Origin of the sequence: Phenylobacterium sp. (assembly GCF_037189685.1) — a bacterium.
Taxonomy (GTDB): domain Bacteria; phylum Pseudomonadota; class Alphaproteobacteria; order Caulobacterales; family Caulobacteraceae; genus Phenylobacterium.
Map to the genome: position 1 here is coordinate 1 of NZ_JBBCIT010000018.1, position 17967 is coordinate 17967.

General features: G+C 69.0%; 13 protein-coding genes. 9 read left to right on the forward strand and 4 right to left on the reverse strand.

Annotated features, from left to right (window positions below; all coding sequences use genetic code 11):
• Window positions 1-117 precede the first annotated feature (117 nt).
• The gene (oppB, locus tag WG212_RS12755; protein ID WP_337187479.1) at window positions 118-1041 is read left to right on the forward strand and encodes an oligopeptide ABC transporter permease OppB; all 924 of its coding nucleotides are present in this window, start codon (window positions 118-120) and stop codon (window positions 1039-1041) included.
• Between the two features lie 35 nt (window positions 1042-1076).
• Window positions 1077-1937: an ABC transporter permease subunit gene (locus WG212_RS12760; protein WP_337187480.1), complete on the forward strand. Its 861-nt coding sequence runs from the start codon at window positions 1077-1079 to the stop codon at window positions 1935-1937.
• A gap of 12 nt (window positions 1938-1949) precedes the next feature.
• Here the strand turns inward: WG212_RS12760 and WG212_RS12765 are convergent, their stop codons facing one another.
• The gene (locus tag WG212_RS12765; protein ID WP_337187481.1) at window positions 1950-2381 is read right to left on the reverse strand and encodes a hypothetical protein; all 432 of its coding nucleotides are present in this window, start codon (window positions 2379-2381) and stop codon (window positions 1950-1952) included.
• Window positions 2382-2784: 403 nt separating this feature from the next.
• On the opposite strand from WG212_RS12765, the gene WG212_RS12770 reads away from it, so the two are divergent.
• Window positions 2785-5805, forward strand: a complete 3021-nt coding sequence (locus WG212_RS12770; protein WP_337187482.1) for a TonB-dependent receptor — start codon at window positions 2785-2787, stop codon at window positions 5803-5805.
• A gap of 118 nt (window positions 5806-5923) precedes the next feature.
• Here the strand turns inward: WG212_RS12770 and sppA are convergent, their stop codons facing one another.
• On the reverse strand, window positions 5924-7702 hold the full coding sequence (gene sppA / locus WG212_RS12775) for a signal peptide peptidase SppA (protein WP_337187483.1): 1779 nt from the start codon (window positions 7700-7702) through the stop codon (window positions 5924-5926).
• 110 nt (window positions 7703-7812) lie between these two features.
• Entirely contained in the window at window positions 7813-8250 is a 438-nt protein-coding gene (locus WG212_RS12780; RefSeq protein WP_337187484.1) for a response regulator, read from the reverse strand.
• Between the two features lie 403 nt (window positions 8251-8653).
• On the opposite strand from WG212_RS12780, the gene WG212_RS12785 reads away from it, so the two are divergent.
• Window positions 8654-9400: a DUF72 domain-containing protein gene (locus tag WG212_RS12785; RefSeq protein WP_337187485.1), complete on the forward strand. Its 747-nt coding sequence runs from the start codon at window positions 8654-8656 to the stop codon at window positions 9398-9400.
• 229 nt (window positions 9401-9629) lie between these two features.
• Here WG212_RS12785 and WG212_RS12790 read toward each other — a convergent pair whose 3' ends face one another.
• Complete coding sequence (locus WG212_RS12790) at window positions 9630-10139, reverse strand: hypothetical protein (RefSeq protein ID WP_337187486.1); 510 nt, start codon at window positions 10137-10139, stop codon at window positions 9630-9632.
• 349 nt (window positions 10140-10488) lie between these two features.
• Between WG212_RS12790 and WG212_RS12795 the strand changes: the two genes are divergently transcribed.
• The 5 genes from WG212_RS12795 to WG212_RS12815 all read left to right on the forward strand — a co-directional run bounded on the left by WG212_RS12795 (window position 10489) and on the right by WG212_RS12815 (window position 17893).
• Complete coding sequence (locus WG212_RS12795) at window positions 10489-11325, forward strand: IclR family transcriptional regulator (protein WP_337187487.1); 837 nt, start codon at window positions 10489-10491, stop codon at window positions 11323-11325.
• A 266-nt stretch (window positions 11326-11591) separates the two neighbouring features.
• Window positions 11592-12563 (forward strand): zinc-binding dehydrogenase, encoded by a 972-nt coding sequence (locus WG212_RS12800; protein WP_337187488.1) that lies wholly within the window; start codon window positions 11592-11594, stop codon window positions 12561-12563.
• A gap of 45 nt (window positions 12564-12608) precedes the next feature.
• Window positions 12609-14912, forward strand: a complete 2304-nt coding sequence (locus tag WG212_RS12805; protein WP_337187489.1) for a TonB-dependent receptor — start codon at window positions 12609-12611, stop codon at window positions 14910-14912.
• Window positions 14913-14914: 2 nt separating this feature from the next.
• On the forward strand, window positions 14915-16531 hold the full coding sequence (locus WG212_RS12810) for a tannase/feruloyl esterase family alpha/beta hydrolase (protein ID WP_337187490.1): 1617 nt from the start codon (window positions 14915-14917) through the stop codon (window positions 16529-16531).
• Between the two features lie 45 nt (window positions 16532-16576).
• Window positions 16577-17893 carry a DUF1254 domain-containing protein gene (locus WG212_RS12815; protein ID WP_337187491.1) on the forward strand — a complete coding sequence of 439 codons (1317 nt, stop codon included), beginning with the start codon at window positions 16577-16579 and terminating at the stop codon, window positions 17891-17893.
• The last annotated feature ends 74 nt before the right edge of the window (window positions 17894-17967 follow it).

The window sequence follows — 17967 nt, forward strand, 5'->3', positions numbered from 1 at the left end:
GAAAGTCAGTCATCTGCAATACCGCTAGGAGGGGAGGGGCGATCGTTTGACATCATCGGGGGCCGGTGAAAGTTTCGCAACGCCCGGCCGACGATCGGCCGTCACCTTGAGCCCCTGATGTTCCGCTTCATCGGCCGCCGACTGCTGGTGGCCATCCCGACCCTGTTCCTGGTGGTGACCGTCGCATTCTTCATGATGCGCGCCGCCCCTGGCAGCCCATTCGACATGGACCGCAAGCTCTCGCCCGAGATCGAGCGGAACGTCATGGCCAAGTACGGCATGGATAAGCCGCTGCACGAGCAGTACTTCAACTATCTCCGCGACGTGACCCACGGCGATTTCGGCCCGTCGCTGAAGTACAAGGACAAGTCCGTCCTGCAGATCCTGCAGGAGAACTACAAGGTCAGCCTGATCCTCGGCCTGGCGGCGATCCTCCTGGCCAGCGTGGTCGGAGTGACCCTGGGGGTGCTGGCCGCCCTGCGCCAGAACAAGCTCGTCGACTACGGGGTGATGGCGGTGGCCATCATCGGGGTCTGTATCCCGACTTTCGTCACGGCGCCGCTGCTCGTGCTGATATTCGGATCGAAATTGCAGCTTCTGCCTTCTGGGGGTTGGAACGGCGGGGCGCTCGCAAACCTGATATTGCCGGTAGCCGTGCTGGCCCTGCCGCAGATCGCGATCATCTCGCGCCTGACGCGGGCCGGCATGATCGAGGTGCTGCGTTCGAACTACATCCGCACCGCCCGCGCTAAGGGCTTGCCGGAACACAGGATTGTCGGAAAACACGCCCTGCGCGCGGCGATCCTGCCGCTGGTCAGCTATCTCGGCCCGGCCTGCGCGGGCCTGCTTACCGGCAGCTTGGTGGTGGAAAAGATCTTTAACCTGCCGGGACTGGGCAAGTTTTTCGTCATTTCGGCGCTCCAGCGCGACTACACCGTGGTCATGGGCATGGTGATTTTCTACGCCGCCCTGATCCTCGTCCTGAACCTGATCGCCGACCTGCTCTATGCGGCGCTTGATCCCCGCGTGAGGCTGTCGTGATCCTGGCTCCCGGTTCGCGCGCCGGCGCGCAAGTCATGGAAAAGGCTGTCAAAGGCCGCAGCCTGTGGGACGACGCGCTTCGCCGCCTGTTCCGCAACTGGGCGGCGGTCAGCGGCATGGTGGTGCTGGCCGTCCTGGTGCTGGTCGCCCTCGTCGGGCCGCACCTGGTCCCGTTCAGCTACGACCAGATCAACAAGGATGACGTCTGGGCCCCGCCGCTGACCGCCGGCCACCTGCTGGGCGCCGACTCCCTGGGCCGCGATCTGCTGGCCAGACTGCGTATGGGGCTTAGGGTTTCGCTGGCCATCGGGCTGGTGGCGACGCTGGTGTCGCTGGTCATCGGCATCACCTGGGGCGCGGTCGCCGGCTATGTCGGCGGGGCGCTGGACGAGATCATGATGCGCGTCGTCGACGTGCTCTACTCGCTGCCCTTCATCTTCTTCGTGATCCTGCTGACGGTCACCTTCGGCTCGAACATCGTGCTGATCTTCGTGGCGATCGGGGCGGTCGAGTGGCTGACTATGAGCCGGATCGTCCGCGGCCAGACCCTGACGCTGAAGAACAAGGAGTTCGTCGAGGCGGCCCGCGCGGCGGGCCTGGGGCGGGGCGGGATCATCCTGCGCCACATCGTCCCGAACCTGCTGGGGCCGGTGGTGGTCTACGTCACCCTGACGATCCCGGCCGTGATCCTGGCCGAAAGCTTCCTCAGCTTCCTGGGCCTGGGCGTCCAGCCGCCGATGGCGTCGCTGGGCACCCTGATCGCCGGCGGGGCGCAAGACATGGAGTTGGCGCCCTGGCTGCTGATCTTCCCGTCACTGGCGATGGTGGCGACCCTGATGTGCTTCAACTTCGTCGGCGACGGCCTGCGCGACGCCATCGACCCGAAGGACCGCTGACAGCCTGAGACCCTACTCCACACGCCTTGCGCGGTAGGCGCGGCGGCCCTCGACGCTGAGAAGGAAACTGCCCAGGGAGGCGCGGCGCACGCGCACCTCCATTCCCGGCTTCGGGGCCAGCATCCCCATCGCGGTGTCGGCCTGCGCCCACACGGCGCCGTCCTCCAGCCGCAGCACCCACCGACCGGTCGAATCCTGGCGGGCCGAGGCGATCCGGCCCGTGACGCTCTCCAGCTCCTCCCGCGCCTCGCCCCGCTCGAAGAGCGTCATGGCGGGGAGTGAGAAGCCGAAGGCCTGACGCCGGACGTGGCGCGCCTGGTCGCGGTCGATCACCACCACCTCGCCTCCGGCCTCGGCCTGGTCGAGCGCGCGGACCGCCTGATCGTAGCAACCCAGGCGCGCCGTATCGTCCGGGATCTTCTGGCAGTCGACGAGGCGTTGCACAGCGCCGGCGCGGGCTGGCTCGGCCTGTGCTCGAACAGGATTCGCCGACGCCGCCACAAGGCCCGCTGCGCCAAGGGCCAGAACTCGAAGACCGGGTTTCATGACCCACCTCAAAGGATCAAGCTCTACCATAGGTGTGCATTCTAGCCTCACTCCTTCGGGAGGGTACATATTCCTTATAATGGTTAAGCTTGGAAAATATGTGCCAAATAAACAAGCTATACAGTAATATGTGTCCTTAAAGATACATATTGTCGACATAAATATTCGACCAGAGGAATGGTCGTTGACCGTCTTCGCATACGATCCGTAACTCGAAGACAACCGAGGGACGTATCCCCCGGGACCTTGTTTTCCTTGTGGGACGCGGCCGCCGACCGGCAGAGCCGCTGGAGGTAAGATCGTGAAAACCAAGCTCATGCGGGAGCGCCTTCTGGCGTCTTCGATGATCTGTGGCGCGGCCATGCTGGGCCTCGCCACGCCCGTTGCGGCCCAGGACACGGGCGCTGCGGAAGTCTCCGAACTCATCGTCACGGGGTCGCGCATTCCGACCCCCAACCTGACGAGCGTCAGTCCTGTGCAGGTGGTCGGCGCCGAAGAGGTGCTGCTGGGCGGACGTCCCGACACCGCGGATGTCCTGAACCAGCTGCCTCAGGTCACACAGAACAGCCAGACCGGCCTTTCAAGCACCTCGAACCCGCTGTCCGGACCCGGCGGCGTGGCGACGGTCGACCTGCGGGGCCTGGGTCAGCAACGCACCCTGGTCCTGATGGATGGCCGCCGCCTCGGCGTGGGCGACCCCAATACGGGCAATCCCAACGCGTCGCCCGACATCAACCAGATCCCCTCGCAGCTCATCGAGCGCATCGAGGTCCTGACCGGGGGCGCCTCGTCGACCTACGGCTCCGACGCCGTCGCGGGGGTCGTGAACTTCGTGATGAAGCGCAACTACGAGGGCGTCCAGATCGACGCGCAGTGGGGCGTCTACCAGCACAACCAGCACAACGAGTTCGTCCAGGGCCTGCTGCGCTCGAACGCGCCCGCGATCAACGTCCCGAAGCGGGCGTGGGACGGCAAGTCGCGCGACCTGAGCCTGGTCTTCGGCTTGAACAGCCCGGACCGCCGCGGCAACGTGACGGCCTTCTTCACCTATCATGACCAGGACCCGGTCACCCAGGGCAAGCGCGACTACTCGGCCTGTCAGGTCAACACGACCGCCGCCGGCATCGCTGGGTGCGCGGGTTCGAGCAACTCCAACATCTTCTACCTGGCGGACGGCACGGGAGACGACTTCGCCGTGCTGGGCGATGCGTTCGTCCCGTACGATCCGAATGCTTCGACCACGCCGGTCCCGCGGTTCAACTCGAACGACTACTCATACCTGATGCAGCAGAACACCCGCTACACTGCGGGATTCTTCGCGTACTACGAGGTGAGCGACAAGGTCGAGCTGTATTCTGACTTCAACTTCATGGACAGCCGGTCGAACGTCCAGATCGCCCCCACCGGCTTGTTCCAGGGCAGCGGCGCGACCGACACGGGCGGTTTCCTGGTCAACTGTGACAACCCGTTCCTGAGCGGGCAGCAGCGGGGCGCCATCGGCTGTACGGCCGACGAGATCGCTGCGGGCGCCGCAAAGGACCTCTACATCGGGCGCCGGAACATCGAGGGCGGCGGGCGCAACTCTTACTACCAGCACCAGAACTACCGCATCGTGGGCGGCGCCCGCGGCAGCATCGTCGATTCGTGGAAGTTCGACGTCTACGGGTCGTACTACTACACCAGCCTGTACCAGGCCTCGGAGAACTACCTCTCCATCGCGCGAATCCAGGAGGCCCTGCTGGTGCAGCAGGGGGCGAACGGTCCGGAGTGCATCTCCGGCGGCTCCTGCGTGCCCTACAACATCTTCCAGGACGGCGGCGTCACCGACGCGGCCCTGGCGTACCTGGACGTGACCGGGACCTCGCGCGGCGTCACCACCCAGCGGATCATGGAAGCCGTCATCAACGGCGACCTGGGCGACTATGGAGTGAGATCGCCCTGGGCGACCAGCGGCGTGGGCGTGGCCTTCGGGGTGCAAAACCGCCGGGATCACCTCGAATACGCCCCGGACGTGGCCCAGCTCAGCGGCGACCTTTCGGGCGCCGGGGGCGCCTCGACCCCGATCGACAACAGCATCTCGGTGACCGAGGGCTTCGGGGAAATCCGCGTCCCCCTGGTCGAGGACATGGCCTTCGCGCGGGAACTGATCCTGGAAGGCGGCTATCGCTATTCCGACTATTCCACCAGCGTGTCGGCCGACACCTACAAGGTCGGACTGCAATGGGCGCCGACGTCCGACCTCCGTTTCCGCGGGTCTTTCCAGCGCGCCATCCGGGCGCCGAGCATTCTTGAACTCTACACGCCCCGCTCGGTGACCAACACCAGCCAACTCGGCGTCGACCCTTGCGCCCCCAACGGCGGCGCGGCGGCCACGGCGAGTCTGGAACAGTGCCTGCGGACCGGCGTCACCGCCGCCCAGTACGGCAACGGCGGGACCACCAACACGATCGTGCAGTGCCCTTCGGGTCAATGCGCCGTCCTCACCGGCGGCAATCCGGTCCTCGACCCCGAGAAGGCCAAGACCGTGTCGGTGGGCTTCACCCTGACGCCCGGGTTCCTGCCGCGCTTCGTGGCCAGCGTCGACTACTACCGCGTCAAGCTCGACGGCTCGATCGGCTCGGTCCCGCTCGGCATCACGATGGACAAATGCCTGACCACGGGCGATCCGGCGTTCTGCAGCCTCATCAGCCGCGCGCCCAACGGCACCCTGTTCGGCACAAGCGTGGTCGGCGGGGGCTACATCGACGGCTCGAACGTCAACATCGGCGCCGGCAAGGTGGAGGGCCTCGACTTCCAGGCCAGCTACGCCCTGCCGCTCGAGGACTGGGGCGTCGACAACTGGGGCGGCCTGTCGCTCAGCTTCGCCGGCAGCTACCTGCTCAAGAACACGACGGTGCCGCTGCCGGGCGATCCCGAGTACGATTGCGCCGGCCTGTTCGGGCCCACCTGCCAGACGCTGAACCCGCGCTGGAAGCACAACCTGCGCCTCAACTGGACCACGCCGTGGGACGCCACCGTTTCCCTGGCCTGGCGCTACATCGGCGGCGTGAAGTTCGAGCGTGACTCGGGCGAGCCCACGATCGGCTCCAACACCACGCCCGAACTGTTCAACCCGCGCCTGCCCGCCCGCAGCTACGTGGACCTGTCGGGCGTGTGGCACGTTCGCGAGAACTTCAGCCTTCGCGCGGGCGTGAACAACCTGTTCGACCAGGATCCGCCGCTGGTGCGCAACACCATCGCCGAGACGGGTCTGCCGAACACCTATCCGGTCTACGACCTGTTGGGCCGGCGGCTGTTCATCGGCTTCACGGCCGACTTCTGAGGACGGAGCGGACGCTCACGCCTTTCGAGGTCCCGAGGGAAGGGCGGCGGGGAGACCCGCCGCCCTTCTTCCCAGCCTGCAGGATGGGGCGCGCTGAAGGCTTCCCGCCCCCCGGCCGTCAGCGGAACGGGGTCGGCGCCAGCACCATGCCCTGGCCTTCGCCACGCAGCCGGGCGGTCGCCACCTCGTCGATGACCGCCTGGGCGCGGGGGTCGCCGAACACCCAGGCCGCCGCCATCAGGGTGCGGGCGGAATTCCCCGACACGCCCAGCGCCTTGCGCAGTGTGTCGAAGGCGCCGGTCGAAGGCGTCATGCGCCGCAAGGGGATCTCGCCCTCGATCCTGGCCAGGGTCTTGGCGCGCGCCACCGCCTGGTAGAAGCCGCCCACCTCGTCCACCAGGCCGACGCCCTTGGCCTGCGCGCCGGTCCACACACGGCCCTTGGCGATTTCGGCCACCTGCTCGGGCGGCAGCTTGCGCCCGGCGGCCACGCGACCCAGGAAGTTGGCGTAGATGCGGTCCATCCAGCCGCCGAACGCCTCGCGCTGGGCGTTGGTGAAGGGTTGGCCCATGCCGAACGCCCCGGCGTAGTCGCCGCCCACGCCGATCTGGCGCACGTCGACGCCATGGCGTGCGAGGGCCGGGCCCAGGGCGAACTTGCCGCCGTAGACGCCAATCGAGCCGGTGAGCGTCGTGGGCTGGGCGACGATGGCCGAGGCCTCCGAGGCGATCCAGTAGCCGCCCGACGCCCCATAGGTGCTCATCGAGACCACCACGGGCTTGCCCTTGGCCTTCGCGAATCGCACCGCGTCGAGGATCTGTTCCGAGGCCGTGTCCGAGCCGCCGGGCGAGTTCACACGCAGTACGATGGCCTTGATCTTGTCGGACCGGGCGGCGCGCAGGATCGCCTTCGCCAGATCGTCGGAGTAGATCGCCGAGCCGCGCGTGAAAGGATTCGCCCCACGGTCTTCGCCGGTCACGATGGGCCCCTCGGCCTCGATCAGGGCGATGGCGTCGGTCAGCCCGCGGTCGGGGTCCGGCCGGGCGTCGACGTAGTCGTCGAAGTCCACCGTCTTGGCGCCGGCGCCCGCCTTGGTCAGGAGGGCCTCCTCCGCCTCGCGCACCTGGCCCACCTTGTCGATGAGCTTCAGGGCCAGGGCCTCCTCGGCGCCGTGAGGCCCCGCCTCCAGGGCCGCGCGCAGGGCCACGGGTTCGGCCTTCCGATCCGCGGCGGCGGCGGCGAGGTTCGACTCGTAGACGGACGACAGCCACGAGACCGTCGCCTCGCGATGGGGGGCGGTGTAGTCCGAGAAGAGGAAGCCGTTGACGGCGTTCTTGTATTCCTGCCGCTGCTCGTACTGCGGGACGACGCCGTACTTGTCGAAGAACCGGCGCAGGAACAGGTCTTCGGTCGCGACCCCCGTGACCTGGAGCGAGGCGCCCGGCTGCATCCAGAACTCGTCGGCGGCGGCGCCCAGCATGTAGGTCGTGGTCACCACACCCGCGGGGTAGACGCCCTGGCTGTGGGCGTAGACCGGCTTGCCCGCGGCGCGGAAGCGCGAGAACCCCTGGCGGATCTCGTCGGCCATTCCCGGCTCCAGCCCCCGTTCCGGCAAGCGGACGAGGAGGCCCTTGATGCGTTCGTCGCGCTCGGCGCGGCGGAGGGTCTCGATGATCGCCATCACCGAGGTCGAGTTGCGGCCGAGCCCCCACAGCGGGTTGTTCGGAGACTGGTCCGAGAGCGCACCGCGCAGGTCGAGCTCCAGCACCGTGTTCGACGGCACGGGTTGGGGCGCAGCGGCCGCCAGGGCCATTCCGACCAGCACGACCGGCACGCCGATCAGGAAGACGACCAGGCCCGCGAACACGCCCGCCATGGTGATCAGGAACTGTTTCATCGCCCGCTTTCGCGCACCGTGAGCCCGAGGGTGCCGCCAGGGCTTCGCACACATTCGCCTGCCCGCAAAGCGGCGAACCCGGTCCTGATCCGGCCTGCGGATCTCAGCGGTCAGGGCCGCCGGCGGGTCTGCAGCGCCGAGCGCAGCGCGTGCTCCAGGGCGCGGGCGTGATAGGGTTTGTCCAGCACCGCGCGGCCGCTATGCCGCTGGGCCACGCCGGCCGCGCCATAGGCCGTGGCGAACACCAGAGGCAGGTCGCGCTCGGTCAGGGCGTCGGCCACCGGAAAGACGGGCGTGCCCGCGATGTTCACATCCAGGACGGCGGCGTCGATCTCCTGGGTGTCGAGCAGCGCCAGGGCTTCCTCCACCGTCGCAGCCGGCCCGACCACGTCGCAGCCGAAGCTGCGCAACACGTCCTCCAGCAAGGCGGCCACGAGGAATTCGTCCTCGACCACCAGGATGCGGGCGCCGTCCAGTATGTCCTGCCGCCGTGCGCCCCCGGTCCGCGGGAGGCTCACCGCCCCCCGGCCCGCGACAGCGCCCGACATCCACCCTGCCGCGCCCAACTCAACCTCCGGACTCTCCGGCCCCGCGTCGACACTGAACCACATCACAACTTTCGCGGGAACAGGGTCGATCAAAGATAGTTGACCTTAGGTCATGTGTGGCCGGTCGAAGGACGGCTGGAGACACGTACGCCGCTCAGCGCCTCGCGAGGGCGGTCGACGCGTGGTCTGCGGACGCCGGGCGCGCCATGCGTACCGCCCGAGATGCGAGCCTGCGCGCCGTCACGACGAACGGAAATTTCCCCAACTGTTCGGGGGAAATGAATGGTCGAGGGCGCAGTCATCCTGACAAGGGCCTCGCCGATATCCGACCCGCCTCCCGCGGAGCCATTCGGGCCGTGCGCCGTTCGGCCTGGACTTCCGGGCGGCAAGGCGAGGATCGCGCATGGGCGGACGAAGACTGGGAACGGCAGGCTGGTCGATCCCTCGTGCCGTCGCCGGCGAATTTCCGGCGGAAGGCGCAGGCCTCGAGCGCTACGCCGCGCGCTTCAACGCCGTGGAAATCAACACCAGCTTCTATCGCCCGCACAGGCGCGAGACCTATGAGCGGTGGGCGCGGAACACCCCGCCGCACTTCCGTTTCTCCGTGAAGGTCCCGCGCGCGGTCACCCACCATGCGAAGCTGGCCGGCTGCGATCCACTGATGGCCCGGTTCCTGTCCGAAGCGGCCGGCCTGGGCGCGAAGCTGGGGCCGATCCTGGTCCAGTTGCCGCCCAGCCTCGCCTTCGATCCAGCCGTGGCCACCGACTTTTTCGCTGCTCTTCGGACGCGCTTTTCCGGCGCCGTCGTCTGCGAGCCGCGGCACCCGACATGGTTCGGCGTCGCGGCGGACGAACTCCTGCAGGCCAACCATGTCGGCCGCGTCGCCGCCGATCCGGCGCCCCACCCGGAGGCCGCCCGGCCCGGGGGCTGGGCGGCGACCAGCTACTGGCGACTGCACGGCTCGCCGCGCATGTACTATTCCGCCTATGAAGATGCCGTGTTGCGGGCTCTGGCGCGGGCGATGCTACGCCGGGACGAGAGCTCGGATAGCTGGTGCATCTTCGACAATACCGCCTCCGGCGCGGCCGTGGCCGACGCCTTGAAGCTCAGCGCGTTGCTGCCGGTGTCGCCGGAGCCGGCGGACGGCTAGCTGTCGTGGGCGCGGCCCACAGGCTTGTACGATCCCGGACGGAGCCGGCAGGCCGGACGAGGGCTCCGCAACAGCACGACCGAAGTGGGCACGCCGGGCAAGCCGGCGCGCCGGGCCGGCAAATCGTCTGGCCGAGGCGCTTCATCCAGACATGGAGCTCTCTCAGCTCAATGGAAGGCCAGGCGCCGGCGGCGTTCATGACCGTGTCGTACATGCGAACGGCGTCCGCCTACCGTCCTACGAAACCCAGCCTCTGAAGCACGCGCTGGACGTGGCTGTCGATGACGAAAGCCGGCCGCTGAAGCGTGCTGAAATTCAAGGTGGACGCTGCAACCTTGCGGCCGACGCCGGGCAGTCGCTCGAGCCAGCCGAAAGCCGCATCGGCCGGCCATGCCCCGAGAAACACGAGATCGAAGTCAGGCCGTTCGCGCGCCACGATCCCGAGAGTCGCCGCCAGGTGAGCCGCCTTGCGGTCGGCGAACCGGACCTGTGCGATGTGAGTCTCGAGTTCGCTCGCCGGGGCGGCCGCCATCGCAGGCCAGCCTTCGTACGCCGCCTCCAACCTGCCATAGGCAGCGAGGGAGACGCGATCGTAGGTCTTGTTGCTGATCAACGACTTTACCAGCTGCGCCATCGGCGTTCGCTGCGGCGGAAGAGCCAGCGGTCCGAAGTGATCGCGAAGCCGGTCACGAACCTTGAGCAGGGCGCTGGCCGCTCCGAAATCAAAGGCCGTCTGCATGACGTATTTCTGGAACAAAAGAAGAACAATGTAAAACGCTTATTCGGTTGCACGATTCAGCCAGCCGACGGACCGAATGGCGGGCTCCCCTCCGGCGGCCCGCAGAGGCGCCCGACCATCCGCAGCCGGGCCCGCGCCGCCTTCGCCGGGCGGTGGCGGTGAGGCGGCGTTTCGTTCTCGCCCGGGGGGGCGGGGCTGAGCTTGTCGGCCTGGTCGACCGGCTGATCGGCGCCGTGCGATTGGCCGCCTCGCTCTTCCTCACCCGGGGTCGGCGAGAAGGAGGCGTTCCACGCGTGCCGCTGTCGACACATGGCGCATCCTGGTCGCCCAAGTCGCGGCGGGCCGGAGGTTGCGACCCCTTCGGATTCCGAGGAAAATATCGATCGCGGCAAGGCAGGGTGAGCAGGAGGTTCCGATCCGTCCCGTCGAGATCGCCCTGCAGCTTCTGGAGCTCCTGAGTCAGCATCAGCCGGTCGGCGTGAGTGATCTGGCGCGCCTTGCCGATCTGCCCAAGTCGACCGCCCAGCGCGCGCTGCGTGTCCTCGAAAAGTCCGGCTGGGCCGAGATGACCGATCCGCGACGCTCGGTCTGGAGCCTCACGGTCCGCGCGGTCGTGGCGTCCAGCCGGCCGACCTACGAGCAGGCCCGGCTCCGGAACCTGGCTGTCCCGGTGATGGAGGAACTCCGCCGCGCAACCGAGGAGACGGTGCACCTCTCCTACCGGTTCCGCCGCTCGACGTTCCTGCTGGAGCGGCTTGATGGCCTGAAGCCCGCACGCTACTTCTTCCCGTACGGCGCGCGCAGTGCGTTGCACGCGACGGCCTCTGGCAAGGCGATCCTCTCGGCGATGACGGACGCGGCGCTCGACAGCTACTTTGATCGGCCGCTGGCGGCCCTGACGCCGACCACGGTGACCGATCCGGAACTGATCCGCCGGGATCTGGCCGAGACGCGGGCGCGGGGCTATTCGGTCACGCTCGGCGGCAACGTCGCCGACCTCCACGCGATCGGCGCCCCGATCATCGGCCCGCAAGGTCACCCCATCGCGGCGCTATCCGTCTCGATGCCCCGTGACCGCGCGCTGCCGGAGACCGTCGCGAGGTTCGGCCCTCTCGTCGCCGACGCCGCCCGGCGGCTTGGCCTGGGCCTGGGCGGGCTGGGAGCCGCCGATCAGGGCGACCTTTAGCCGACGCGCAGTGCATTGCGCGCAAAAACCCATCCGACAACCATGACTTGAAACGGCGCGGGGCGGACGCCCGGTGCTCGACGCGTCCGAAAAAGCGTGGCACATGTACCCTAAATACGGCACGACGTGCCGTTATACGGCACAAATGAGCCGATAGGGAGAAGGCATGCCGGCCGACCCAAAGGTGGCCCTGAAGGGAATCTACGGCCTGCAGGCGGAGGCCGCGGGCGGTCCCGACAGCGCGAGATCGACTCATGGGGCGTGAGATGCGCGTCATCGTCTCGGGCTCCGATGGCCCGGTCCTGACCCGGGCGCCCATCCCGTCGCCGGGCCCGGACGAGGTGCTGGTCCGTGTGCGGGCCAGTGCGCTCAACCGGGCGGACCTCGCGATGCTCGCCGGCGGTCGCCACGGGGCCGCTGGCGGCATGGGCGCCCCGCTCGGGCTGGAATGGGCGGGGGACGTCGTCGAGGTCGGCGAAGGGGTGACCCGCTGGCGGCCCGGCGACCGGGTGATGGCGGCGGGGGGCGGCGCCTTCGCCGAGTACGCGCTCGGGCACGGCCGGCGAATCTATCCGGCGCCTGACGGCCTTGCCTATGAGGAGGCGGCGGGTCTGCCGGTCGGGCTCCAGACGATGCACGATGCGATCGCCACCCATGGCCGACTGGAGGCGGGGCAGTCGATCCTCATCCAGGGCGCAAGCTCCGGCGTGGGGCTGATGGGTCTGCAGGTGGCCAGGCTGCTGGGCGCAGGGCGCGTCATCGGCACGTCGACCTCGCCGGCCCGGCGGGAGCGCCTCGCGGAATTCGGCGCCGACCTGGCCATCGACAGCCGCGCGTCCGACTGGGTGGGCCGGGTGTTGGACGCAACGGACGGCCAGGGCGTCGATCTGCTGATCGACCAGGTCGCCGGAGCCGTCATGACGTCGAACCTGAAGGCGACGCGCATCGGGGGGCGGATCGTCAACGTGGGCCGGCTTGCGGGTCAGCGCGCCGAGTTCGACTTCGACCTGCATGCGCTGCGCCGCATCACCTACGTGGGGGTCACCTTCCGCACCCGCAGCGGCGCCGAGGTCGAGCGGATCAACGAGCTCACCACCCAGGCGTTCTGGCCTGCGCTCCGGGAGGGCCGGCTGCGGCTGCCCGTCGACCGTGTCTACCCGCTCGAGGCCTTCGCCGAGGCCTTCGCGCGGATGGCCGCCAACCAGCACTTCGGAAAGGTCGTCCTCACGCCCGGCTAGGCCGGGACATCGGAAACAGAACTCAAGACAAGAAGGGGGAGAAAAATGAAGCTTCAGGAAGGTCGAGCCGATCTGCAGGTTCGGAGGAGCGCGCACCGTGCGCTGGGGCGCGTGTCGCCTCTGGCGCTGGCCATCGGCCTCGGCCTGGCGTCGCCCCAGGTCGTGTACGCCCAGGCGGGCGACAGCCCGACGGCGAGCCAGATCGAGGAACTGGTGGTCACGGCGCGTAAGCGCACAGAGCGCCTCCGCGACATTCCCACCGCGGCCACCGTGCTGGGGGGCGACCAGATCCGCAGCATGGGGGGCATTCCCTCCGCGCAGGTGTTGCTCGCCAACGTTCCCGGCGTCAATTTCGCCAACACCGCAAATCCCATGACCTCGGAGGTGTCGGTGCGCGGTTCCGGGACGTCGCGCGCCACCAATGCGGAAGCCGGCGTCGGCCTCTACCGCAACGGCGCCTATATCGGCGGTGGCCTCGTCGGCGGGCGCACGTTCACCAGCATCGATCTCTTCGACCTCGACCATGTCGAGGTCCTGCGCGGCGTGCAGGGCGGCCTCAATGGCCGGAACGCGTCCGGCGGCTCGATCAACGTGGTCTCCGCGCGACCGACGCGCGAGTTCGAGGGCAGCCTCGCGGCGAGCTACGGCCGGCACGACCGGGTGGAACTGGAGGGGATCGTCAACCTGCCGGTCAACGACAACTGGGCCGTCCGGCTGGGCGCTCTCTGGATGGATCAGCCGAAGGGCTTCTACTATTTCCCGGCGATCGACGAGTATGGCGACGAAGCCTACCGGGAGTTCCTGCGCGCCCAGGTGAACTACACGAACGGCGCGCTGGAGGTGAACGCCTTGCTGGAGCGCCAGATCGAGCGCTCGGCCGGCGTGACCTACCAGCTCGTCCTTCTTCCGAGCGCGACCTATCCGCAGGGCATCTTCACCGACCGCTACAACCCCGCGTGGAACGAGACGGCGGCGGGCAAGCAGCGCGTGAACAGCTTCGAGCTCACCGCCCGGTACGACTTCGGCTGGGCGGAGGTCGCTTCGACGACCATGCTGCGCGACCGCCACGGTCAGAACATCTACGACGGCGACGCGCTGTCGCGCGAGTTCATCGAGTCCGCCATCGCGCGCGGCCTCGTCGCGTCTGGGGCGGTCGCCACGGCGCGCGCCACGGACGTGAACGTTCACGGCAACCAGATCCACCACGCCCGGATCGTCTATCAGGACGTGCATGTCGGTGGCGAAGAACTGGGCGGGGTCGCGTCGTTGAAATGGGTAGGCGGGGTCGAATACTTCCTGCTCAACGACACGACGTCGATCCCGCTGTCGCGGACGCCGACCGCCGCCAATCCGTCGGCGGGCCGGATCGATCGGGGCCTGTTCCGGTTCGAGTCCTGGGCGCTCTACGGCGCGCTCTCGTACGATCTCACCGAGAAGCTGATCGTCTCGGGTGATCTCCGGTATACGCGCGACCAGGCGGACTTCCTGACCCGGCGGTTCGACCTGGGCACGAACGCCCCGATCACGATCGCCGCCTTGAACAACACGGCCGAGCGCAGTCAGGGCAACGTCTCGTATACGGCCACGCTGGGGTACAAGCCGGTCCCGGACATGCTGATCTACGCCAAGATCGGCTCGGCCTATCGCGCCGGCGGCTTCAACGGGAACCTGGGCGACCCGCGCCAGCCGATCCCTGTCCCGGCCAGCTTCGACAACGAGACGGTCACGGCCTACGAGGTTGGCTTCAAGGGCAACCTGTCGCCCAACGTCTTCCTTACGGCGGCGGCCTATTCCAACCACTACGACAACCTGGTCATCCAGTCCGACAACGGCTGCCGTCTCGGCCTGGCCGTGTGTCCGGTCCAGCAGACCGTCTTCGCGTTCAACGCCGGACCCGCTCGCCTCTGGGGGATCGAGGTCGAGGCGACGGCGCGGACCGAGCTTGCCGGCGGCGTCCTGACCGTGACCGCCGGGGTGGCGCGTCAGGGCGGCCGCGTGACGGGCGGGCGGCTGAAGGGCATCCGCCAGCCCCAACAGCCCGACTACACGGAGACGTTCAACATCAACTATCGCCGCGAGCTCTCCGGCGGCGTCGCCGGCTTCATCAACCTGCAGGGCTCGGCCCGCCAGGGCGGCGTGCAGGAGGTGGCGCAGGTTCCCGACCTGCAGGACTTCGTGCTGGTGAACGGCCGCGTCGGGGTCAATTGGGACGGGTACGAGATCGTCGCCTACTCGGACAACCTGTTCAACGAGAGCTATCTCGTCTTCGAGACCCCCAGCGCCGTCAGTTCGGTGCGGCGATTCAACGTGCCGCGGACCTGGGGCGTCCAGCTGCGCTACAGATGGTAGGCGTGCTGTCCATTTCGCGAGGCGTGCTGGCGGCGGCGCTGTGGGCGGGCCTCATGGCTGGGAACGGGGCCTTCGCCGCGCCGCGCGTCGACCACGATGCGGACGACGCGCGCTGCACGGCGCTCAGGGGGCTTGCGCTGCCGGCGGCGCGCCTGGGCTTGCCCACGCGGGGCGTGCAGGTCGTGAGCGCGGAACCGGTCCGTACGGCGCCCGCGCACTGCAAGGTCGCGGGCGCCATCCGGCCGATCGACACCCAGGCCCCGGACATCCGCTTCGAGCTCGCCTTGCCGGTCGCGTGGAACGGCAAGGCGCTGATGATCGGCGGCGGCGGGTTCAACGGCGTCATCCCGGATGTGTCCGGCGACATCATGCGTCAGCCGGCGCCGGACGTGGCCTCGCCCCTCTCGCGGGGGTACGCCACGTTCGGCAGCGACTCCGGTCATCAGCAGACGCCGGGGGGCGGGCAGGACGGAGCCTTCCTGGCCAACGACGAGGCGCTGGCGAACTACGGCGGCGATGCGCTGAAGAAGACCCGCGACGCCGCGGCCGCGCTGATCGAGCGCCGCTACGGCGCGCCGCCCCGCCGCACCTACTTCGCGGGCGCCTCCAACGGTGGGCGTGAGGCCTTCCGCGTGATCCAGCGGTGGCCCCAGGACTTCGACGGCGCGATCGTCGCCTATCCGATGTGGGACTTCACCGGGACCGCCATGCAGTTCGGGGCGGTGGCGCGCCGGGTCGTGGCGCCCGGCGCCACGACGCCGCCGGCGACCCGCCAGTGGCTGTTCGACGCGATCATGGGACGGTGCGACCCGCTGGACGGGCTGGCCGACGGCCTGATCTCCAACGTCGCGGCGTGCCGTGTGCCGCTGGAGACGTTTGCCTGCGCCACACCCGGACAGCGCGCGGAGCCCTGCCTGACCGGACCGCAGATGGCGTGGCTGCGCGCCTACGACGCGCCGGCGGCGCTGCCCTACCTGGGCCGGGGCGCCGGCTACCCGGGCCATCCCGTCCTGCAGGGGATGCGGATCGGCGCGGAGGACGCGGGCGACGATCCGGCGCTCTACGCCCGTCGCAGGATGGGCTTCGCGCACTGGTACGGCGAGTACCTGCGCCACGCGATCGTGCGCGATCCGTCGTTCGACGCCCTGGCCGTCGACCCGGTCGATCCGGGCCCGCTCGCGCCGCGCATCCGCGCCGTGGCGGCCCTGCTCGATGCGGGCGAGACCGACCTGTCGGCCTTCGCGCGCCGCGGCGGCAAGCTGATCCTCTGGCATGGCCTGGCCGATCCGAAGGTCAGCCACCGCGCGACCGAGGCGTACCACGCAGGCCTGACCGCCCGGATGGGCGGCGACCGTGTGCGGCGCTTCGCACGCTTCTATCTCGTCCCGGGGTTTGGCCATGGCGACGGCGACTTCATCCCGGTGTGGGACCCGCTGACGGCCCTGGAGGCGTGGTCCGAGCGCGGTCGCGCGCCGGACACGCCGGTGGCCCGCGACCGCGCGGCAGGGCACGCTGGTCGGGCACGCCCGCTCTGCGAGATCGGGACGTGGCCACGCTACGTCGGCGGCGACGCCCGCTCGGCCACGAGCTTCCGCTGCACGCCCGACGCGGGGCCCTGACGGCGGCCGCCGTCAGGTTGAATGAGTGAGGAAAGGGAATTCGGCATGCTGGGGCGGAGGGACGTCATGGGACTGGGGCTGGCCGCCGCCGCGTCGATGGTCGGACGGCCGGCGCGCGCGGCGCACGATGACCTGGCCCGGGCCGCCGAGGCGGCCTGGATCTGGAGTGTTCCGCTCATCGAGAACGCGAGGGCCCGGAGCGGCGCGCTGGAGACCCTCGAGCCGGGCCAGCTGTTCCACAACCGCGACCTGACCACGATCGCCACCCAGCGCGTCACGACCCCGAACAACGACACGCTCTACTCCCGCGCCTGGATCGACCTGGCCGCGGGGCCGGTGCGCCTCCACATCCCGCCCATGGGCGGGCGCTACTACTCCGCAGCCCTGATGGACATGTACGCGACAAACTTCGCGGTCCTGGGCTCGCGCACGCTGGGACCCGGCGGCGCAGATGTCACGATCGTCGGCCCGGACGCGGCGGCCGCGCCGGGCGCGGTCCGTTCTTCGACACGATGGTGCTGGCTGCTGGTCCGCATCCTCGTCGGCGACGCGGACGACCTGCCCAACGTGCGCGCACTGCAGGACCGGATCCGCCTGACCCGCCATGCGGCGGCCAGGCCGTCCCGGCCGGCGACGCGCGACGCGCCATGGGACGCCTACTTCGCTTCGGCCCAGCAACTCCTGGCGGAGAACCCGCCTCCCATGCGCGACCTCGGGCTGCTCCGCCGGATCGCGCCCCTGGGCCTCGGCCCGGGTCAGCGGTTCGATCCGGACCGGTTCGGCGCGGGAGAACGGGCCGCGATCGAGCGGGGCGTGGACGCGGCAAGGGCGCAGGTCGAGAACGCCCGCCGGCATGGCCTCGCCGCAGACGGCTGGCTCTATCCCAAGAGCAACGCGGGCCAGTTCGAGACGGACTACGTCTATCGTGCGCAGATTGCGATCAGCGGCCTTGGCATGCTGCCGGTCGCCGAGGCTATGTATCTCCGGGCGCTGGGCCCCGACGGCAAGGTCGTGCTGCCGCCGGCGAGCGGATACCATCTGCGCTTTCCACCCGGCGGCGCACCGCCGAACCAGGCCTTCTGGTCGCTGACCATGTACGAGGCGATGGCCGACGGCCGCTTCTTCTTCGCCGCCAATCCCATCGACCGCTACGCCATCGGCGATCGCACGCGGGGCCTGAAGACGGGCGCCGACGGGTCGCTCGAGATCTGGATCTCGGAGACGCCGCCGGCGCCGGAACGGCGATCGAACTGGCTGCCGGCTCCGGCCGGGCGTCCGTTCAGCCTTGTCATGCGGATCTACGGGCCATCCGACGGCCTGTTGACCGGCGCCTATCGCCTGCCGCCGCTGAGGCGACTGTAGTGCGAGCCGCCGCAAAAGGCCCGGTGCAGGCCGGGTGACGCCGTCTGCTCCGCAGGCTATGGCAGCGCGGCGCC

What these genes read in the sequence shown, in the direction of transcription:
- oppB (WP_337187479.1), top strand. Translation starts at nt 118, where the DNA reads ATGTTCCGCTTCATCGGCCGCCGACTGCTGGTGGCCATCCCGACCCTG.
- WG212_RS12760 (WP_337187480.1), top strand. Translation starts at nt 1,077, where the DNA reads ATGGAAAAGGCTGTCAAAGGCCGCAGCCTGTGGGACGACGCGCTTCGC.
- sppA (WP_337187483.1), bottom strand. Translation starts at nt 7,702, where the DNA reads ATGAAACAGTTCCTGATCACCATGGCGGGCGTGTTCGCGGGCCTGGTC.
- WG212_RS12780 (WP_337187484.1), bottom strand. Translation starts at nt 8,250, where the DNA reads ATGTCGGGCGCTGTCGCGGGCCGGGGGGCGGTGAGCCTCCCGCGGACC.
- WG212_RS12785 (WP_337187485.1), top strand. Translation starts at nt 8,654, where the DNA reads ATGGGCGGACGAAGACTGGGAACGGCAGGCTGGTCGATCCCTCGTGCC.
- WG212_RS12790 (WP_337187486.1), bottom strand. Translation starts at nt 10,139, where the DNA reads ATGCAGACGGCCTTTGATTTCGGAGCGGCCAGCGCCCTGCTCAAGGTT.
- WG212_RS12800 (WP_337187488.1), top strand. Translation starts at nt 11,592, where the DNA reads ATGCGCGTCATCGTCTCGGGCTCCGATGGCCCGGTCCTGACCCGGGCG.
- WG212_RS12805 (WP_337187489.1), top strand. Translation starts at nt 12,609, where the DNA reads ATGAAGCTTCAGGAAGGTCGAGCCGATCTGCAGGTTCGGAGGAGCGCG.
- WG212_RS12815 (WP_337187491.1), top strand. Translation starts at nt 16,577, where the DNA reads ATGCTGGGGCGGAGGGACGTCATGGGACTGGGGCTGGCCGCCGCCGCG.